Raw genomic sequence first — 17151 nt, 5'->3', positions numbered from 1 at the left:
GCTTGAAGTCCTTTCTAGCGGCTAGCTGTGGTTCAGCTGTTCCGCGACCAACCAGAGACGTTGGGCATTGGAGGCCTTAATCAAGACCACATCTTTAACGTTACGGCTAGCCCAATCATCGACCCCTGCTGGGGCCACGCGCAGTATGCCGTCCACCGCCTGTGCGGCGGCCGCGGCATCGGCGCACACCACTGTATTTATACCTTGCTGCGCAGCGGCCTCGGCCATCGCCCGGCAGTTGGGATTCTCCCCTACCGCGATGAGGTGCTCGACGTGGTACTTGGCCAAAAACTCACCGAGCTGGCGGTGCGATTGCTCTGCATCGCTGCCGAGTTCTCCCATCTCCCCCAGCACCGCGATGGAACGGGCGTCGGGGCGCGCTGCTGCGGTATAAGCCAAAGCGGCAATGGCCGCTCGCATCGAATCGGGGTTGGCATTATAGGAGTCATCGATGACGGTGACGCCATCGCGGCGGGTGCGCACGTCCATGCGGTGTTCGGAAGCGAGGCGGTGGCCGGACAGGGCAGCCGCCACCGTGTCTGCCGACACCCCCAGCTCGATGGCTGCGGCGGCCGCGGCCAGTGCATTAGACACCTGATGGGAGCCAAAGACTTGGAGCTTCACAGCAACGGGTTCGGCATCCGAGCTGTGCAGGGTAAAGGAGGGACGAGCAACGTCATCGAGCACGATGTCGGTGGCATAGTACTGTGCTGCCGGGGCACCTCCGCGACGATTTTCCGTGGAGTAGTACACCACTTTGGCCTCCGTGCGTGGAGCCATGGCAGCGACGAAAGGATCATCGGCGTTAAGGACGGCTACGCCGCCTGCCTCCGCGTTCGGCAGCGCCTCCACCAACTCTCCCTTGGCCTGAGCGATATTCTCGCGCGAGCCAAATTCGCCGAGGTGCGCGCTACCAACGTTCAGGACCACGCCAACGCGCGGCGCGGTGATTTCGGTGAGGTGACGGATGTGCCCGATGCCGCGGGCCGACATCTCCGCCACCAGGTAGCGCGTGTGCTCATCGCACCGCAGAGCCGTATAGGGCAACCCGATTTCATTATTGAAGGAGCCGGGCGGAGCGACAGTCTCCCCCACCTCGCGGAAGATGGTGGCAATGAGGTCCTTGGTAGACGTCTTGCCGGCCGAACCGGTAACACCGACAATAGTGAGTTCCTGCTCTGCGGCAAGGCGCTGCGTTACTGCACGAGCAATCGCAGACAACGCTGCGACAACGGCGGCCGCAGACCCATCTGTATCGTTGGCGTAAATATCCGCGTTGGCACCGTCACCCTCGACGCGCCCGTGGGGTTCGACGACTATCGCCGGAACACCCACCGGCCGCGCCGCCAAAACGGCAACGGCGCCTTTATCAATTGCGGTGGTGGCGTAGTCATGGCCATCCACGCGGGCTCCGGGCAGCGCTACAAAGAGGCTGCCTGGGGTGACCTTGCGAGAATCGAATTCGACAAAACCAGTCACCTGGGTGTTTGGATCATCGACGCTATCCAGGCGGCCGCCCGTGATCTCAGCGGTCTCAGCGAGGCTTAACGCAATCATGCTTGCTCCTTGGATTCTTCGGTACTCAGGGTAGTCGCAGTAGTCACGGCTTCAAGAGCTCGAGCCATCTCTTCGCGGTCATCGAAGTGATGGACGGTATCGCCAATGAGCTGGCCTACCTCGTGCCCCTTGCCAACGACGATGACGGCATCACCCGGCTGCGCCCACGCCACGACTTCATCAATGGCCTTGGCGCGTGAGCCTACCTCGCGGATATCAGCCGCTGGGTTTGCCTCCTGGGCGCCCGCAAGCACGGCTGCACGGATCGATGCTGGGTCTTCGGTGCGGGGGTTGTCATCGGTGACGACGACAAGGTCCGCGCCCTTCGCGGCGGCCGCTCCCATGAGCGGACGCTTGGAGGAATCGCGGTCACCTCCCGCGCCGACGACGATGCCGATGCGGCCCGTGCTGCCTTCCAACTGCGTGCGCAGGGTCTCCAGAACGGCCGCGATTGCAGCCGGCTTGTGCGCGTAATCCACCACAGCCACAAAGTCTTGGCCGCGGTCAACACGCTCCATGCGCCCAGGGACTGCCACCTTCTCTACACCCTCGAGGAAGACGTGCGGCTCGATTCCAATAGCGGCGGCCATCCCTGTGGCGAGAGCCGCATTGGCGATGTTGAAGGTACCCGGCATAGGCAGGCGGAATTCAAACGTTCCGGCATGCTCACCGGAGGCAAGCGTTAGTTCCACCTGCTGTGCACCGGTGACCTCAGTGCTGAGCTGACGGCCAGTGATATCGGCATCGCTTCCTTGCGAGGTCGTTGATACCCGGATCACCGGGCGTGCTGCGGCGCGCTGCGCCATACGCTGTCCCCATTCGTCATCGACGCAGATGACGGAGCGGTCGGCGGCGTGGGGGCCGTCGAAAAGCAGGGCCTTGGCCTCAAAGTAGTCTTCCATCGTCGGGTGGAAGTCCAGGTGATCCTGGCTCAGGTTCGTAAAGCCACCCACGTCGAAGCGCGTTCCCTGGACTCGTCCTAGCGATAGCGCGTGGGAGGAGACCTCCATCACCACGTGCGTAACTCCCTCAGACACCATGCGCGCAAAAAGCTCCTGCAAGGTCGGCGCCTCCGGAGTGGTCAAGGAAGTCGGGACCGGCTCCCGGTTAATGCGGGTACCCGTCGTACCAATGAGACCCACTGAATAGCCCGCGTGCAAGAGGCCTGCTTCGAGGAGGTAACTCGTGGTGGTTTTACCCGAGGTGCCCGTCACTCCAAGGATGGTGAGTTTCTGCGTGGGGTGACCATAAATCTCAGCGGACACGGCTCCGAGGATGGCGCGGATATCCTCCACCACAAGAAGCGGCCGCTTCTCTCCGGCGTCGTCGAGGATACGCTGGCCTTCGGCGTCAGTGAGAATGGCTGCGGCCTTAGTATCGGCGGCAAAGCGCGCGCCGTGAACCCGTGTGCCCGGAAGCGCCGCGAACAGGCCACCGGGCGGCAGTGCTGCCGAGTTCAGCCCACAGGACCTAACGGTAGTCGAGGCATCCCCGATCACTGTGCCCCCAGAAATCTCTGCTAGGCGCTTCAGGGTGGTGCTGCTGGTCACGGTGATTCCTCTTCTCTGTTTCTCTGTCTCTAGGTTTTCGATATGTGCTTTTCGGTGTGAGAGCTGACTACTCGGCGCGCAAAGTCAGTTGCGGTGCTGGCGGGGAGGGCGGGATATTGTCGCGGTCAAGGAGCCAGGATGCGATATCGCTGAAAACAGGGGCCGCTGATTGGCCGCCGGATCCATCGTCGTTGACACCGGATTCCGGCTCATCGAGCATGACGGCGACGACGAAGCGGGGATCATCGGCAGGCGCAATGCCCGCAAACGTGATCCAGTATTTGGAATTGGAATAAGCCCCAGTGTCCTCATCGACTTTCTGCGCGGTACCGGTCTTGCCGGAGAGCTGATAGCCCTCGATGTTGGCGTTGCCGGCGGTACCGTTGTTCAGGCCCTGCGGATCATCCTGGAAGACCGCTCGGAACATGTCGACGACGGTGCGTGCGGTTTCGGCGCTGACCACGCGGGTGGTCTCGGGCTCCTCCAGCTCTTCCTTCGTCCCGTCCGGCGCGGTGATCGAATCAATGATGCGCGGCTCGATGCGCTCGCCGTCGTTGGCGAGGGCCTGGTAAACAGACGCCAGCTGCAGGGCAGTCCATGACTGGCCCTGGCCGATGGGCAGGTTAGCGAAGGTACCGCCGGACCACTGCGAACGATCGGGAACCAGTCCCGGGGACTCGTTGGGCAGCTCGATTCCGGAGGTCTGCCCGAGTCCGAACTTCTTCAGGTAGTCGGCGTATTTATCTTGGCCAAGTCGATCCGCCAACATCAGCGTTCCGACGTTCGAGGACTTACCGAAGACGCCTGTCGTGGTATAAGGCTCAACGCCGTGCGGCCAAGCATCATTAACAGTCACGCCGGCCATGTCGATGGAGCCGGGCACCTGCAGAACTTCATCCGGGTCAGTCAGACCCTCCTCGATGGTCGCGGCGGCAGTAATAATCTTCGCCACCGAGCCGGGCTCGAAGGGGTGCGAGACCGCCAGGTTGTCGAAGGTTTTGTCCTTCTGGAGCTGCTTTTCGATGTCCTTGTTCGGATCAACCGTACCAGTATTCGCCATGGCTAAGACCTGTCCGGTAGCGGCATCCAGCACGACCGCCTCAGCGCTTTTCGCCTTCGAGTTAGCCTTTGCCTTTTCCAGCTTCTGCTGCACGTAGGTCTGCAAATCAAGATCCAGCGTCAATGTGACATTTTTGCCGTCAGTGGTGGGCACCTGATCACGGAGGCTACCGGGAATCACCTGGCCATTAGCCGAAACGTCTTCGGTGGAGCTGCCATCAATACCCGTGAGGGTGGTATCACCGGAGGCTTCGAAACCAAACTGGCCTTGGCCGTCCATGGACACCTTGCCGATAACGTTCTCCGCGATAGCACCGTTGGGGTACTGGCGGATTTGCTGCTCATCGGCGGCAAGGCCGTGGTATTCCTCGGAAATAGCTACCGCGACATCTGGGTCGACATTGCGCACGAGGACCTCATACTGGGTGTCGGCACGGAGCTTGTCCATAATCTGCTCCGGTTCCACGTCGCCGGCATCGATTCCGGCCTCCTTCAGCTTGCTCGGAATCCCCTCCGACATTTCGGTGAGCCGCTCGGTCACTTTGTTGTCTAGGTAGGAATTCTTCGCGTCGGGAGCCAAGGACTCAAACTCGGCCTCCCCGGTGGCCTTCTGCTCTTCCTGCTCACGAAGCTCATCGCGCAGGCGAGTCGGTGAGACGGTCAATGACCGAGCACGCATGGTGTAGGCCAAACGTTGGCCATCGCGTGCAAGGATCTCACCCCGTCCGGCGGTGTCGACGTACACGCGGGTTCGCTGCGCTGCTGCCTTCGCTGCCAGGTCTGGACCCCATACAATCTGCACCCAGGCGAGGCGCCCCATCCAGGCCAGCATGATGACGAGCATCACCGCCGCAATGACGTGAACGCGCTGGCGCATCGTCTTTTGCTGACTCAGGAAAGGCTTGCCGGTACGTGGATTCCGGGAGCGGGTCGCGGGAACGACGCGGTCGGCGTCGTAGCGCTGCCGTGGTTGGTGAGAGGCGCCGCGTGGCTGAGCGGCACGGGCGGCGGGAGCCCGCCTCGGGCGCCGGCCACCGGAGTGTGGTGGGGTCACACGTCACCTTTCTGTCTGCAGCGAGGGTAGGTAAGTAAACAGCTGAATGTCTTGCCCCACGCTTGGCGCGGGGTAAAGACAGTCTCATCCCGAATTGTGCCCTATTATCGCCGCCTGCCCACGCAGGCACGCGCGAAGCGGGAGGGGGATTCTATCCCCGCGCCGCATAGGGAGCCTGGGCCGGAATATCCGGCAGCTCAACGCTCGCCTCCCCTGGCTGGCCGCCTTCGGGGCTATCCTCCGAATGCGCGTCCGTGGTAGCGGCACCTCCGCCTTCGCGGTTGCGCTCGCTGAGCGTCGGGCGGGCGTTGAGGTTGTCGGACATGTTGGCCGTCGCATTCGGGTCACTGGAAGCCTGCCCCGGGCGGACCGGCTCACCGTTGACATCGATGACTGATTCCATATCCGGGGTTGCCTCGCGCTTGTGCTCGATGTTGCCGTCTGCGCCAACCTCCACAACGCCCGGCTGGACCGGAATGCCCATCTTGGCTTCGTGGGCGCGGCGAGCGACATCCGAGGCCGAACGAACGTTTTCCAAGTCTCGGTTCAGGGTTTCCAGCTGGTTATCCAGCGTGGATTCTTGGGCGGTGAGCTCCTGAATCTTGAAGGTCTGGGACGTAGACAAGCCCGACAGCCACATGGCTGCGGCCACACCCGTAATCAGCAGAGCAATGGCGGTGAAGGACAGGCGCGCGAAGAGGCCGTTAACCCGCGTGGGCTGTGCGACACGACGCCCACGATTGCTTACGACCTGCTTCGAGCCAAGGCGGCTTCCCCGCAGGCCGGAGCCAACGCGGCGAGTAGGAACGGTGCCGCGGTGCGGGGTGCGGCTCGGCAGCGGGGTGGTACGACGCCCCCGTTCAAGCAGCGCGGTTCCCTGGCCCGTGGCATCGGCTCCAGTGGTGAAATCGCGGCTTGCGCCCATGGTGTGGGTCCTCTCGTGGTCGCGGCGGTGCGTTGCCTGTGCGGTACGGTCTCTCAGCGTCATGGCCTACCTCCCGGTTCATGAAAAGACGGTGTCCCCTCAAGGCGTTCGAGCGCGCGTACACGGACGGATGCCGCACGCGGGTTCTCCGCAATCTCTTCCTGGCTCGCCTTCTCCGCACCACGCGTCACCACGGAATAATGCGCCGCGGTCCCGGGCAAATCCATGGGCAGGCCCGCTGGAGTGGTCGAGGTGCTGAGCTTGGTGAAAGCATGCTTGACAATGCGATCTTCGAGCGACTGGTAGCTCATAAACACCGCACGTCCGCCAATGGACAAGGCATCCGTAATCACAGGGATAACCTGCTCAATAGCCTCAAGCTCACGGTTAACCTCAACGCGCAGTGCCTGAAAGGTTCGCTTCGCCGGGTGGCCACCAGTGCGGCGCGTTGCTGCGGGGATGGTGGCGTACAACAAGTCGACTAAGCGCGCGGAGTTGCTAAAAGGCTCCTTTTCCCTTTCCCGCAGAACCGCGGATGCGATTTTGCCGGCGAAACGCTCATCGCCATAGGTCTTTAAGATGCGAGCCAAGTCGCCGTGACTATAAGTATTGAGAATGTCGGCGGCGGTCGTTCCCTGGCGAGGGTCCATGCGCATATCCAGCGGGGCGTCAGTCTTGTACGCAAAACCGCGATCGACCTGATCCAGCTGCATGGAGGACACACCCAGATCAAATAGCGCCCCGGCTATGCCGTGCTCCCGCGCGATGGAAAAGATCTCGTCTTCCCCATCCGCGATAGCACTGCCCACCTCATCGAAACGCGCGTTGACGCCCACGAAACGGTCGGCGAAGGGGCGGAGACGTCGAGAAGCACTGCTCAACGAAGCAGAGTCACGGTCCACGCCAATGATGCGCACGGAGGGAAAGGCGGTGAGAAAATATTCGCTGTGACCACCCGCGCCCAAGGTACCGTCAACGATGACGGCATTCTCCCCTGCCGCCTCGACAGCTGGGGCAAGCAACTGGGCCATGCGAGCACGCATGACGGGGACATGGCCGTGGTTCTCGCTCACGTCGTAGTTTATGGTGCCGTCGTGCTCCACAGTTGCTGTCCCCCTTTCCGTTCAGGCGCTTAATGCTGCGGTCTGATGTTCTCGATAAAAAGCGAGTGCGTATAGGGCCCTGTCCGAGGAAGGGTTCTGATGTCGGGGAAGTACACCAGCTCATCCTCCTCGGGCAGAGTCCGTACACGCACTCTTGGTGTGCCGGGGAAGCTTTAGAGCAGCCCAGCAAGTACGTCATCGGCGTCTGCCGCCGAGTAAGCGTCTTCAGTTTGCGCCTGGTATTCAGCCCACGCGGCTGCATCCCAGATTTCGAGGAAGTCGACCGACCCCACGACCACGCATTCCTTTGTCAGGTTTGCGTACTCACGGTGGCCTGCTGACAGCGTGATACGCCCGTGCCCATCGGGGCGCTGCTCGTCCGCACTCGCTGCCAAGTTACGGATGAACGCACGCGCGTCCGGGTTGGTGCGTGACACAGCCGCCGCCTTCCTAGCTCGTGCCGCGAATTCCTCCCGCGGGTATACCGCAAGCGAATGGTCCTGACCCTTGGTGACCATGAGGCCACCGGCCAGTTCTTCACGAAACTTCGCTGGAAGCGTGAGCCGACCTTTGTCATCGAGCTTGGGAGTGTAGGTACCGAGAAACATCCCCGGGTCCACCTTCCTGCCACTCGAAAACTCCGGATTCCTCTCGCGACAAGAGAACAACTCTCCTCCGCTGCGCCCCACTCTACCCCACTTTCCCCCACCGCCCACACCTTTAACTCCCCTCTTCCCCGCGTGTCACGGAAAACATGCAGCTAGACGGGAGTTTTTTCGGTGGGAAGTTTTCCCAGCACACTCTTGACACACCCCCTAAGTGCGCACTTCACACCCTTATTCACACCTGCATCTTTCACCCCTTTAGGGAGATTTCTCCCCCACATTCACACGATCCTGCGGTTTATACGCGCATTACCCCGCGGCCAAGCACCTCACACTCCACCGCCTCACCGGCCTACACGGGGCCAGTGGGGGAAAGTGGGGAATTTAGGGAAACTGCCCAGGAAGCCGTTTCTCGCGACAGCATTTTTAGAAACGCCACGTTCCTATGTTAGAAACACATTGTTGCTATCTCACATTTGACGGGGATGGCATTCCAACAGATTCCCACCCACTAGGAAGATCCACCATGTATCTAGCTTGGCGCGAGATGCTCTTCGCGCGTACCCGCTTCCTCCTCATGGGCGTTGTCCTCGCCCTGATGTCCATGCTCGTCGTCATCATCTCCGGCCTCACCGCAGGTTTGGTCAACGACGGAGTCTCCGGACTGAAGGCCATGGACAGCGACGTCGTCGCCTTCGCCGACGGCACCCAAAAGGACTCCGCCTTCACCCGCTCCGTAATTGATGCCTCCGCAGCCGAATCCTTCGCCCACCTCGATGGCGTAGACCAGGCCGCCCCTTTGGGCCTGACCATTGCCAATGCCCATAACCAAGAGGGCACGGCAGTGGATTTGACCCTCTTGGGAGTAAAACCCGATTCCTTCCTCGCTCCAGCTGGGCTCCCCGCCATCGACACCACGCGGGTCGACGGCCAACCCAGCAACACCAAGCACGACATCATCGTCTCCTCCACCCTGCAGGATGAGGGCATCGAAGTCGGTGACACGATCACCCTTGACCGCCTGGATATCCCTCTCAATGTCATCGGCTTTAGCGATAACCAGCGCACCTTCGGTCACGTGGACGTGGCCTACCTGCCTTTGGATATCTGGCAGGAGATCCATGCCGGCGGGCGCCACGGTGAAGCCGTCAACCCGGACGCCTATGAAGAGGCTTCCGTTATCGCCGCCCGCACTACAGACAAACCCGACACCGAAGCCCTCACAGAGCAGTCCGGACTCGATGTGCGCACCCTCAAGGAAAGCTTCGACTCCTCCCCCGGCTACACCGCTGAGATGATGACCCTGTCCATGATTACGTGGTTCCTCTACGTCATCGCCGCGCTCGTCACTGGTGCTTTCTTCCTCGTCTGGACCATCCAGCGGGCAGGCAATATCGCCACTCTTCGCGCGATGGGCGCCACCAAGGGCTTCCTGTTGCGCGATAGCCTCGGCCAAGCTGTAGTCATCCTTGTCTTGTCCATCCTGGCGGGCGCGCTGGTGGCCGTCGGCTTAGGCAGCCTCTTGGAGCAGACCGCGATGCCTTATGCCACCGAATTCAGCTCTGTCATCAGTGGCGGCCTCATCCTCTTCGTCGCTGGATTGCTCGGTGCCTTCATCGCCGTCGTCCGCGTTACCCGAACCAACCCCCTCGCTGCCCTAGGAGAAAACCGATGAGCCCAGCTTTAGAACTACACGACGTCACCGTCAGCTACACCGATGGCGACTCGCAAGTTAAGGCACTCGATTCCGTCAATCTCAGCATCGATCCCGGTGAATTCGTAGCCGTGGTTGGCCCATCCGGCTCTGGAAAGTCCACACTGCTCGCCGTTGCGGGCGCGCTGACAACACCCGATTCCGGCAAGGTCCTAGTCGCAGGTGAAGATATCGTGCCGCTGAGCGGCGCCCAACTGGCCGAGATTCGTCGCAACCACATCGGCTTCGTCTTCCAGTCCACAGGTAACCTTCCCTCCGCGCTGACCGCGGAGGGACAAATCGAGCTGGCCGCCAAGGTCATCGGCAAGACTGGGCGCTACTCCAGTGCTGAGCTGCTCGACAAGGTCGGTATGAAGCATCGGTCGAAGCACCGTCCAGGAAGCTTGTCCGGCGGTGAGCGCCAGCGTGTCGGCATCGCCCGCGCGCTCGTGGGCGATCCCCAAGTGCTGCTTGTCGACGAACCCACTGCCGCCCTTGATCGCGCACGCTCCCAAGAGATCGTGGCGCTGTTGGCAAAAGAATGCCACGACTTTAACGTCGCTGGCATTATGGTCACTCACGACTATGAAGTCCTTGAGCACTGCGACAAGGTCTATGAGATGGTCGACGGCCGCTTGACGCCTGCCTCAGCCCCAGCGTCAGAGTAGGAAAAGAATGCGCAGCTTAACGTAGAATTACGCGCATGCCGAAGATCACTGAAACGACAGTAGCCGAGCACCGCGCCGTCCAGCACCGCGCGGTGTTGGAGGCTGCCGAAAGGTTGATCATCAACAACCGTGGTGCGGTACCGACCTTGGCCGAGGTAGCTGCGGAGGTTGGGCTTGCTCGCCCCAGTGTCTATCGATATGTGTCTTCTCAACACGATTTACTGGTGCAGCTTCTCATCCAGGCCACACAGTTGTGGAATGAACAGCTCGAGGCCGCCATGAAGGTGGCTCCCCCTGAACCCACGAAACGCCTCCGCGCCTATGTGGACGCCACACTCGAGCTCTTTGTTCATGGGGCTCACGGTCATTTGATGACTGCCGCTCAACACTTCCCCCGAGCTTTTGCTGACGAGGAAGTGCAACGCTCTCATGACGGCTTCGCCTCCATCGTTGATGCGTTCTGTCCCGGTATTTCCGCGGTAGACATTTCGCTGCTCAACGCAGCCATCCTTCGGGCTTCGGAGCTAGCGGAGCGCTCTCCGGAGCAGCTCGATAGCGCGACACAGACTCTCTATGCAATGGCCGATGCCATTGTGCCCCACCCTCCTCCGCGGATGAGAGCAGACCAGGACAGATAAAACCGACTAAGAACAGCTAAGAGCAAAGCAGCCCTCCGCGAATTAACGCGGAGGGCTGCGGGGCGAGAGTACAGCTATCTATACAACGCCCATGAGCGCCTTATTTGGGGCCTAGCGTTCTTCAAAGCGACGGCGGAAATTGTCTTCCAGGCGGTTTCCAACGCCGCTGCCGCCCTTCTTGGATTGCTTGTTGTGCCCGCGCGCAGGGGCATGCGTGCCGACTGCAACCAGAGAATCTTCAGACTTTCCGCGCAGCATCCAGACACCGGAGCCGAACATAACGAGGAAGCCAAGGACGGAGAGGCTGACAAACCACAGAGATTGCTGAGCCAACGCGATACCGCCCACCATCATGCAGAGGCCAACAACAATCAAGGCCACGCCGCGGAGGGTGAGGGCACCCGAGTTTCCGCCGAAAGAAGTTTCACCGGACACAGACGCGCCAAAATCAGGATCATTGGCCAGCAACGACTGTTCAATTTCACGCAGCGCTTGCTGTTCGTGCTCAGAAAGGGCCACAGCGTCCTCCGTAATGGGTTGGGGTTTAGGTAGTAATACTGGGAATGTGGATTACTACCTCTATAACGTCAAGGATAGCGAGATAGTTCCCACAAAGACAGTCCATAATTTGGCCACACTACCCCTCACGGCCTATGACCCCGGCCCCAGTCTTAGGCCGCCATTACCCCGAAGCCCAGCTCGGACTCAGTCGCATCCACATAACGTGCGGCAAGCGCTAAGTACTGATAAACCGAATCCGGCTCAGGGACCGGATCTAGCCCAGAGGCCACACGTGAGCGCACACGGGAGTACTCCTTAAACTCCTCTGCCCACTGCGCATCAGCCAGGCCAATGAGAGCCACCTGCTCCCAGGCGGAAGTAGGCAAGCGCCGGCGGCGCGACACCGTGGACGCCGCCACGCGTGCCCCGGCTGCACGTAGCGAGGCGCGGTAAGCCATTTCCAATGCATCCGTAAAGCTTCCCTCCGCTGCGCTTCTCCGCGCATCCGCTAAGAGGTCTAGTGCTTGGTTCACAAAACGGTCTCGCTGCACCCGCTGCATAGCCTCACGGTTCCGGCTGCGGGCCGCCGCTGTTGCTGAGATTACCTGTGCCATGTCCTCTCCCCCTTGGGCTTCTTCCTCAGTTTGTCGATAAAGACTGTGCCGTTGATGCTGTTGATTGTCTGCTGTTGTTCGTTGTTGCGATTCACCTTAAAACCACCTTCCTACATCCACCTCCAATTTTAGAGCACGTGTTCGAATTAAACAATGGTTTTAAAGCATCATTTCGAATGTTTTCGAACACGCACACCACGACGCTTGATGGAAGTTTCCCCGAGTGCTTTCACATACCGCGAGAATCTGTTGTTATTAGACATGTGAGTTACACGCTGCGCCGCTTAAGCCCCCAAGAGTTCGCCATTGCCCTCCCGCACTTGGTAGATATCTACATTGCAGCGATGGACTACAACCCCTCGGTGCGCGAGGGGTCCATCTCACGATGGCGCGCAGATCTCATACGCCCAGGGTTTTCCTGCGTTGTGGCCACCGATGAATATGGCATCGCCGGCTTTGCCTACGGCTTCCTAGGCACCCCCGATACCTGGTGGGATAAACAGCTCCGCCGTGCACTCGCCGCCTGCGGCGGCCCTACCCCAGAGCAAGAAGAGATTCTCCACAATTACTTCGAGCTGGCAGAAATCCACGTGCTCCCCGCGAAACAAGGCCACGGCCTGGGCCGCGCACTACTAGAAGCCTTAGCCTGGAATCTTCCCGCTCGCTATATTTTGCTCTCCACACCAGAAGTTCCTCATGAAGCCAACTCCGCCTTTGGGCTCTACCGCAAGATGGGCTTTGGCGATTTCCTGCGCGACCTCCATTACCCCGCTGATTCCCGCCCCTTCGCAATCCTGCAATCTACTGTGCCGCTCGCGCCAACCGACACCACTTAACCTGGCGCCTTAGCCCTGAACCTGCCCAGGTAAAGTGGCAAGCGTGACTACACCGCAGATACCTTCCTTGGACGAAATTCCCGCAGCCGTACGCGAGGAGCTCGCGCTTTTTCTAGACCGCCAGCGTGATGCCATCGCATCCATCGGCGCTCCGGTAACCAACGCGATTTCCTATTTGGAATCCTTCGTGCTGGATGGCGGCAAGCGCATCCGTCCCCTCTACGCATGGGCAGGTTTTATCGGCGCACGCGGGCTGGAAGGGTCGGAGTCCCCGCAGGCCATGCTCCGCGCAGCCACATCCTTGGAGTTCATCCAAGCCTGCGCCCTGATCCACGATGACATCGTGGATGCCTCCGATACTCGGCGCGGTAACCCAACCGTTCACCGTGGCGTAGCAGCCCGCCATCGCGAACTCGGCTTCCACGGCGATGCTGATTTCTTCGGCCAGTCCCTTGCCATCCTCGTGGGTGACATGGCTCTGGTCTGGGCGGAAGACATGCTCCAAGACTCCGGCCTGAGCCCTGAGGCACTCGCGCGTGCCCGCGCCCCTTGGCGCGCTATGCGCCGCGAGGTAATCGGCGGGCAGATGCTGGATATCTGCCTCGAAGCGGAAGGTTCTGAGGACGCCACGTTGGCTGATTCCGTCAACCGTTTCAAGACCGCCGCCTACACCATTGAGCGCCCCCTGCACTTGGGCGCAGCCATAGCCGGCGCCCCCGAAAAGCTCGTCGCTGCTTTCCGCGGCTACGGCCAAGACATCGGGGTCGCCTTCCAGCTGCGCGATGATTTGTTGGGGGTCTTCGGTGACCCCGCCGTGACCGGCAAGCCGGCCGGTGATGATTTGCGCGAGGGCAAGCGCACAGTCCTCTTGTCCTTGGCACTGCAGCGCGCGGATGCCTCCGATCCCGCCGCGGCTGCGGAATTGCGTCGCCTCATCGGTCAGACAGAGGATCCCGCAGAGATTGCCCGCATGGCGCAGATCATTGCGGATTCGGGTGCACCGGATGTCGTCGAGCAGCGCATCAACGATCTCACGCGCTCGGGCCTTGACCACCTTCACAATGCTCAGGTTTCCCCCGAGGTTACGAAGACTCTGGAAGAGCTGGCTCACAAGTCCACGGCCCGCCGGATGTAGCATGGCTCGTCCCACAACCACGCGCGTGCCCCTGCGCATTCCCCATCCCCTGCCTTTGGGCATCATCGCCGCTGTCGTGCTGGCGCTTGCCTCTTTCTCCGGTGGCGCTACCCGCAATCGCGGTGGATTCCTTGAGGCGCTCAATATCGGCTTTCTGGCTTATGGCCATGGCCGCAACATCGGCATGGTCCTCTATTGGGTTGGCCTTTTCGGTTTGGTTGCCGCATGGGTTTTAGCCGGCCGCTACTTCATTGCCCCGCAGTTGAAGAACCCACAACCAGACGGCGCGCTGTCCGATATTCGTCGGATGCTGCTGTGCTGGGTTGCCCCTTTGTTGTGTGCGGCACCGCTGGCTTCTCGCGATGTGTATTCCTATCTCATGCAAGGTGCGATGGTGCGTGATGGCTTCGACCCTTATGTCGAAGGCGCGGCGGTGAACCCTGGTCCCTTCCTCTTGGAGGTCTCCCACGACTGGCGCAACACCACCACCCCTTATGGCCCCTTGCATCTGTGGATGGGCAATGGTGTAACCCACCTGGTAGGAGAAAACGTCGCCGCGGGCATCATCGTTTACAAGGCAATTTCGGTCCTGGGTTTTGCAGCTATCGCCTGGTCAATTCCACGGCTAGCCCGAAGCATCGGAGGCGATCCTGCCCTCGCGCTCTGGTTGGGCGTGGCGAATCCAGTGATGCTCTTGCACCTCATCGGTGGAATGCACAACGAATCAGTCATGGTGGGTTTAGTATCGCTGGGCTTGCTTGCTGCAGTGCACCACAAGTTCCATGTCAGCCTCCTTCTCGTCGGTGTGGCAGTCTCCCTCAAGGCCACCGCTGTCTTCGCCGCACCTTTTATCGTGTGGCTCATGCTGCACCACTGGGCCCCAAAGGGGACGAAGCCCATCAAGCGCTTCGGAGTCTTCCTCCTGTCCGGCTTCCTTGCCGTGGTGGAGGTCGCACTGGCGGTGGCGGCGATTACGTGGGTGTCGGGAAGCTCGTGGGGCTGGCTGTCACAGATCAGCGGCAATTCCAAGGTCATCAACCCTCTAGCTGGCCCTACCCTGCTGGCTGACATCCTCGTGCCGCTCATCCAGGTCTTCTCCCCCGATACCACCTATAACGGTGTGCTCACCGCGCTGCGCTCGGCTGCGATGATCCTCATGATCCTCGGCCTCGTCCTCGTATGGTGGTGGGGTCGCATGGGCGTGCGCCGGGCTATCGCCGCCACGGCCGCCGCCTACCAGGTGGCATTCGTCTTCAACTCTGTGACGCTGCCCTGGTACTACGCCTCCGTGCTCACGCTCATGGGAACGTTCCGCCCGCCATTGCCCTTGATCAAGCTCACCACCGGCGTGGCTATTTTCATCGGCGTCGCCTTTGCCGGCGACGGGAACCACCAGCTTTATAACTGGTTCTGGGATATCGCCATGGTGGTCGTAGCTTGGTCAGCAACGCAATGGATTTTCGATGGTGTTCCACGCACCACCGCGGCCCCGAAGCCCGATGAGGGTTCTAAAAAGCCGAAGCCTGTGCGCGCCGAATAACCTCGCGCGCCAGGTGCCCGTGCAGCGCGTCAATGGGGCGGCCTGGCAAAGAATCATCTTCGGTAAATAGGTGCGCCAGAATCTCGTTATCGCCCCACCCGTTGTCGGAGAGGACCGTAATCACTCCAGACACATGCTTGGAAATGACGCCTTTGGCGTTGAAGAATGCTTCCGGAACGAGGCGCTCTCCCTCGGCATTGCGCCACACAATGAACTTGCGCGCATTGAGAAGATCGAAGACACGCGTGATCGGGAGATCGAGCCTTTCAGCGACCTCCTTCAGCGTCAGCAGCTTTTCCCCGGCGAGGAGCTGCGGCAGTTCTGGGTGCGGATTCTCGGTGTTTTTCTCAGACTTAGTCACGGACACAACTGTAGCCGGATCACACTTTGGGGCGCCGATCAGCCATACTGGAATCCATGACAAGGCTGAACGTGGGCGACATTCTTGAGGGACGCTACCGCATCGATCAGCCGATCGCTCGCGGCGGCATGTCCACCGTGTATCGCTGCGTTGACATGCGTTTGGGTCGCGCAGTGGCGGCCAAGGTGATGGATGAGCGCTATCACGATGACCCCGTCTTCGTCACCCGCTTCGAACGCGAAGCACGCGCGATGGCGCAGCTGAGCCACCCCAATCTCGTCGCCGTACATGACTTTTCCGCGGATGGATTACCCATTTATCTCATCATGGAGCTCATCACCGGAGGTACCTTGCGCGAGCTCCTTGCGGAACGCGGACCCATGCCGCCGCATGCCGCAGCCGGCGTCATGCACTCCGTGCTGGCCGGGCTCACCGAAGTCCACCATGCCGGCCTCGTGCACCGAGATATCAAGCCGGACAATGTTCTGATCACGGATAGCCACCGCGTCAAGGTCGGTGATTTCGGTCTGGTTCGCTCCGCCAAGGCGGAGCACGATAGCTCCGGCCAGATCGTCGGTACCGTCAGCTACCTCTCCCCCGAGCAGGTCACTGGCGCGGACATCACGCCGGCCTCCGACGTGTACTCCGCGGGAATCGTGCTCTTTGAACTCTTGACCGGCACAGTCCCCTTCCACGGCGATACCCCGCTGGCGCACGCCACCGCGCGCGTGCACGAGGATGTGGTGGCGCCCTCCTCCCGCATCGAGGGGGTACCCATGCTTTTCGACGCCCTCGTGGCCACCGCCACTGCACGCCAGCCAGCCGAAAGGTTTGCGGATGCCGGCGAATTCCTCGATGCTTTGGATGATGTCTCCCGCGAGCTACAGCTCCCGAAGTTCACTGTGCCGATTCCGCGGAACTCAGCTGCCGCACGTACTGCTGCCGTGCCAACGGATTTTTCGGGCACGGATAATACCCGGGTCTTTGAAGCGACCTCAGCTATCCCTGCACCCCAGCCCCCAACGCGGGAAACCCGGGTAGAGCCGCGCAACGACGCCTTCTTCCCGCCAGCCGAGCCTGTCGAGCCCCCGGCACCCTCCCCTGCGGTACCGGAGCCTTCTGCCCCCGTTCCTCCAGCCGGGGCCGAGGAAGAGCCGGAAGAACGGCCCTTGAGCAACCGCAGCGCGATAGCCCTCATTGGCTTCCTCGTCCTCGTCGGCCTCGCCACCTTGGCCGTCGCCGTGGCGGCTTGGTGGTTCGGCTCCGGAGAATACGGCACGTGGCCGATTCTCTGGAGGCCGTATTAGCCTGC

16 protein-coding genes are annotated in these 17151 nt (G+C 61.0%); 7 read left to right on the top strand and 9 right to left on the bottom strand.

Annotation, left to right across the window (positions count from 1 at the left end; all coding sequences use genetic code 11):
- Positions 1-21: 21 nt before the first annotated feature.
- From murF to mraZ, 6 genes are all read right to left on the bottom strand, one after another.
- A complete protein-coding gene (gene murF / locus HMPREF2781_RS01190; protein WP_070643693.1) occupies positions 22-1557 on the bottom strand; it encodes a UDP-N-acetylmuramoyl-tripeptide--D-alanyl-D-alanine ligase in 1536 nt (511 codons plus the stop codon).
- The gene (locus tag HMPREF2781_RS01185; RefSeq protein WP_070445276.1) at positions 1554-3107 is read right to left on the bottom strand and encodes a UDP-N-acetylmuramoyl-L-alanyl-D-glutamate--2,6-diaminopimelate ligase; all 1554 of its coding nucleotides are present in this window, start codon (positions 3105-3107) and stop codon (positions 1554-1556) included. Before HMPREF2781_RS01185 ends, murF begins: the two co-directional genes overlap by 4 nt.
- A 67-nt stretch (positions 3108-3174) precedes the next feature.
- The gene (locus HMPREF2781_RS01180; protein ID WP_070445273.1) at positions 3175-5043 is read right to left on the bottom strand and encodes a peptidoglycan D,D-transpeptidase FtsI family protein; all 1869 of its coding nucleotides are present in this window, start codon (positions 5041-5043) and stop codon (positions 3175-3177) included.
- 328 nt (positions 5044-5371) lie between these two features.
- Positions 5372-6208, bottom strand: a complete 837-nt coding sequence (locus HMPREF2781_RS01175) for a cell division protein FtsL (RefSeq protein WP_070445269.1) — start codon at positions 6206-6208, stop codon at positions 5372-5374.
- Positions 6205-7248 carry a 16S rRNA (cytosine(1402)-N(4))-methyltransferase RsmH gene (gene rsmH / locus HMPREF2781_RS01170; protein WP_070445266.1) on the bottom strand — a complete coding sequence of 348 codons (1044 nt, stop codon included), beginning with the start codon at positions 7246-7248 and terminating at the stop codon, positions 6205-6207. The genes HMPREF2781_RS01175 and rsmH overlap by 4 nt, the downstream gene beginning before the upstream one ends.
- Before the next feature lie 173 nt (positions 7249-7421).
- The gene (mraZ, locus tag HMPREF2781_RS01165) at positions 7422-7856 is read right to left on the bottom strand and encodes a division/cell wall cluster transcriptional repressor MraZ (RefSeq protein WP_010190539.1); all 435 of its coding nucleotides are present in this window, start codon (positions 7854-7856) and stop codon (positions 7422-7424) included.
- A 523-nt stretch (positions 7857-8379) separates the two neighbouring features.
- Here mraZ and HMPREF2781_RS01160 point away from each other — a divergent pair.
- The 3 genes from HMPREF2781_RS01160 to HMPREF2781_RS01150 are packed head-to-tail and all read left to right on the top strand — an operon-like array spanning position 8380 to position 10852.
- Positions 8380-9528 carry an ABC transporter permease gene (locus tag HMPREF2781_RS01160; RefSeq protein WP_070643691.1) on the top strand — a complete coding sequence of 383 codons (1149 nt, stop codon included), beginning with the start codon at positions 8380-8382 and terminating at the stop codon, positions 9526-9528.
- A complete protein-coding gene (locus HMPREF2781_RS01155; RefSeq protein ID WP_070643688.1) occupies positions 9525-10214 on the top strand; it encodes an ABC transporter ATP-binding protein in 690 nt (229 codons plus the stop codon). The genes HMPREF2781_RS01160 and HMPREF2781_RS01155 overlap by 4 nt, the downstream gene beginning before the upstream one ends.
- Before the next feature lie 35 nt (positions 10215-10249).
- Positions 10250-10852: a TetR/AcrR family transcriptional regulator gene (locus tag HMPREF2781_RS01150; RefSeq protein WP_070445258.1), complete on the top strand. Its 603-nt coding sequence runs from the start codon at positions 10250-10252 to the stop codon at positions 10850-10852.
- A gap of 111 nt (positions 10853-10963) precedes the next feature.
- On the opposite strand, the gene HMPREF2781_RS01145 is transcribed toward HMPREF2781_RS01150, so the two are convergent.
- Positions 10964-11371 (bottom strand): DUF3040 domain-containing protein, encoded by a 408-nt coding sequence (locus HMPREF2781_RS01145; protein ID WP_070643685.1) that lies wholly within the window; start codon positions 11369-11371, stop codon positions 10964-10966.
- A 152-nt stretch (positions 11372-11523) separates the two neighbouring features.
- Positions 11524-11967 carry an SAV_6107 family HEPN domain-containing protein gene (locus HMPREF2781_RS01140; protein WP_070643682.1) on the bottom strand — a complete coding sequence of 148 codons (444 nt, stop codon included), beginning with the start codon at positions 11965-11967 and terminating at the stop codon, positions 11524-11526.
- Positions 11968-12230: 263 nt separating this feature from the next.
- Between HMPREF2781_RS01140 and HMPREF2781_RS01135 the strand changes: the two genes are divergently transcribed.
- The 3 genes from HMPREF2781_RS01135 to HMPREF2781_RS01125 are packed head-to-tail and all read left to right on the top strand — an operon-like array spanning position 12231 to position 15478.
- Positions 12231-12803 carry a GNAT family N-acetyltransferase gene (locus HMPREF2781_RS01135; RefSeq protein WP_070643680.1) on the top strand — a complete coding sequence of 191 codons (573 nt, stop codon included), beginning with the start codon at positions 12231-12233 and terminating at the stop codon, positions 12801-12803.
- A 43-nt stretch (positions 12804-12846) separates the two neighbouring features.
- Positions 12847-13938 carry a polyprenyl synthetase family protein gene (locus HMPREF2781_RS01130; protein ID WP_070445246.1) on the top strand — a complete coding sequence of 364 codons (1092 nt, stop codon included), beginning with the start codon at positions 12847-12849 and terminating at the stop codon, positions 13936-13938.
- A 1-nt stretch (position 13939) separates the two neighbouring features.
- Positions 13940-15478: an alpha-(1->6)-mannopyranosyltransferase A gene (locus HMPREF2781_RS01125; protein WP_070643677.1), complete on the top strand. Its 1539-nt coding sequence runs from the start codon at positions 13940-13942 to the stop codon at positions 15476-15478.
- Here HMPREF2781_RS01125 and HMPREF2781_RS01120 read toward each other — a convergent pair.
- Entirely contained in the window at positions 15447-15845 is a 399-nt protein-coding gene (locus tag HMPREF2781_RS01120; protein ID WP_070445241.1) for an Rv2175c family DNA-binding protein, read from the bottom strand. The genes HMPREF2781_RS01125 and HMPREF2781_RS01120 overlap by 32 nt on opposite strands.
- A 50-nt stretch (positions 15846-15895) precedes the next feature.
- Here HMPREF2781_RS01120 and HMPREF2781_RS01115 point away from each other — a divergent pair, with 50 nt between their 5' ends.
- Positions 15896-17146, top strand: a complete 1251-nt coding sequence (locus tag HMPREF2781_RS01115) for a protein kinase domain-containing protein (protein ID WP_070445237.1) — start codon at positions 15896-15898, stop codon at positions 17144-17146.
- Positions 17147-17151 lie beyond the last annotated feature (5 nt).

The organism is Corynebacterium sp. HMSC062A03 (assembly GCF_001811145.1).
GTDB lineage: Bacteria > Actinomycetota > Actinomycetes > Mycobacteriales > Mycobacteriaceae > Corynebacterium > Corynebacterium aurimucosum.
This window is presented reverse-complemented; position numbering and strand designations above follow the sequence as displayed.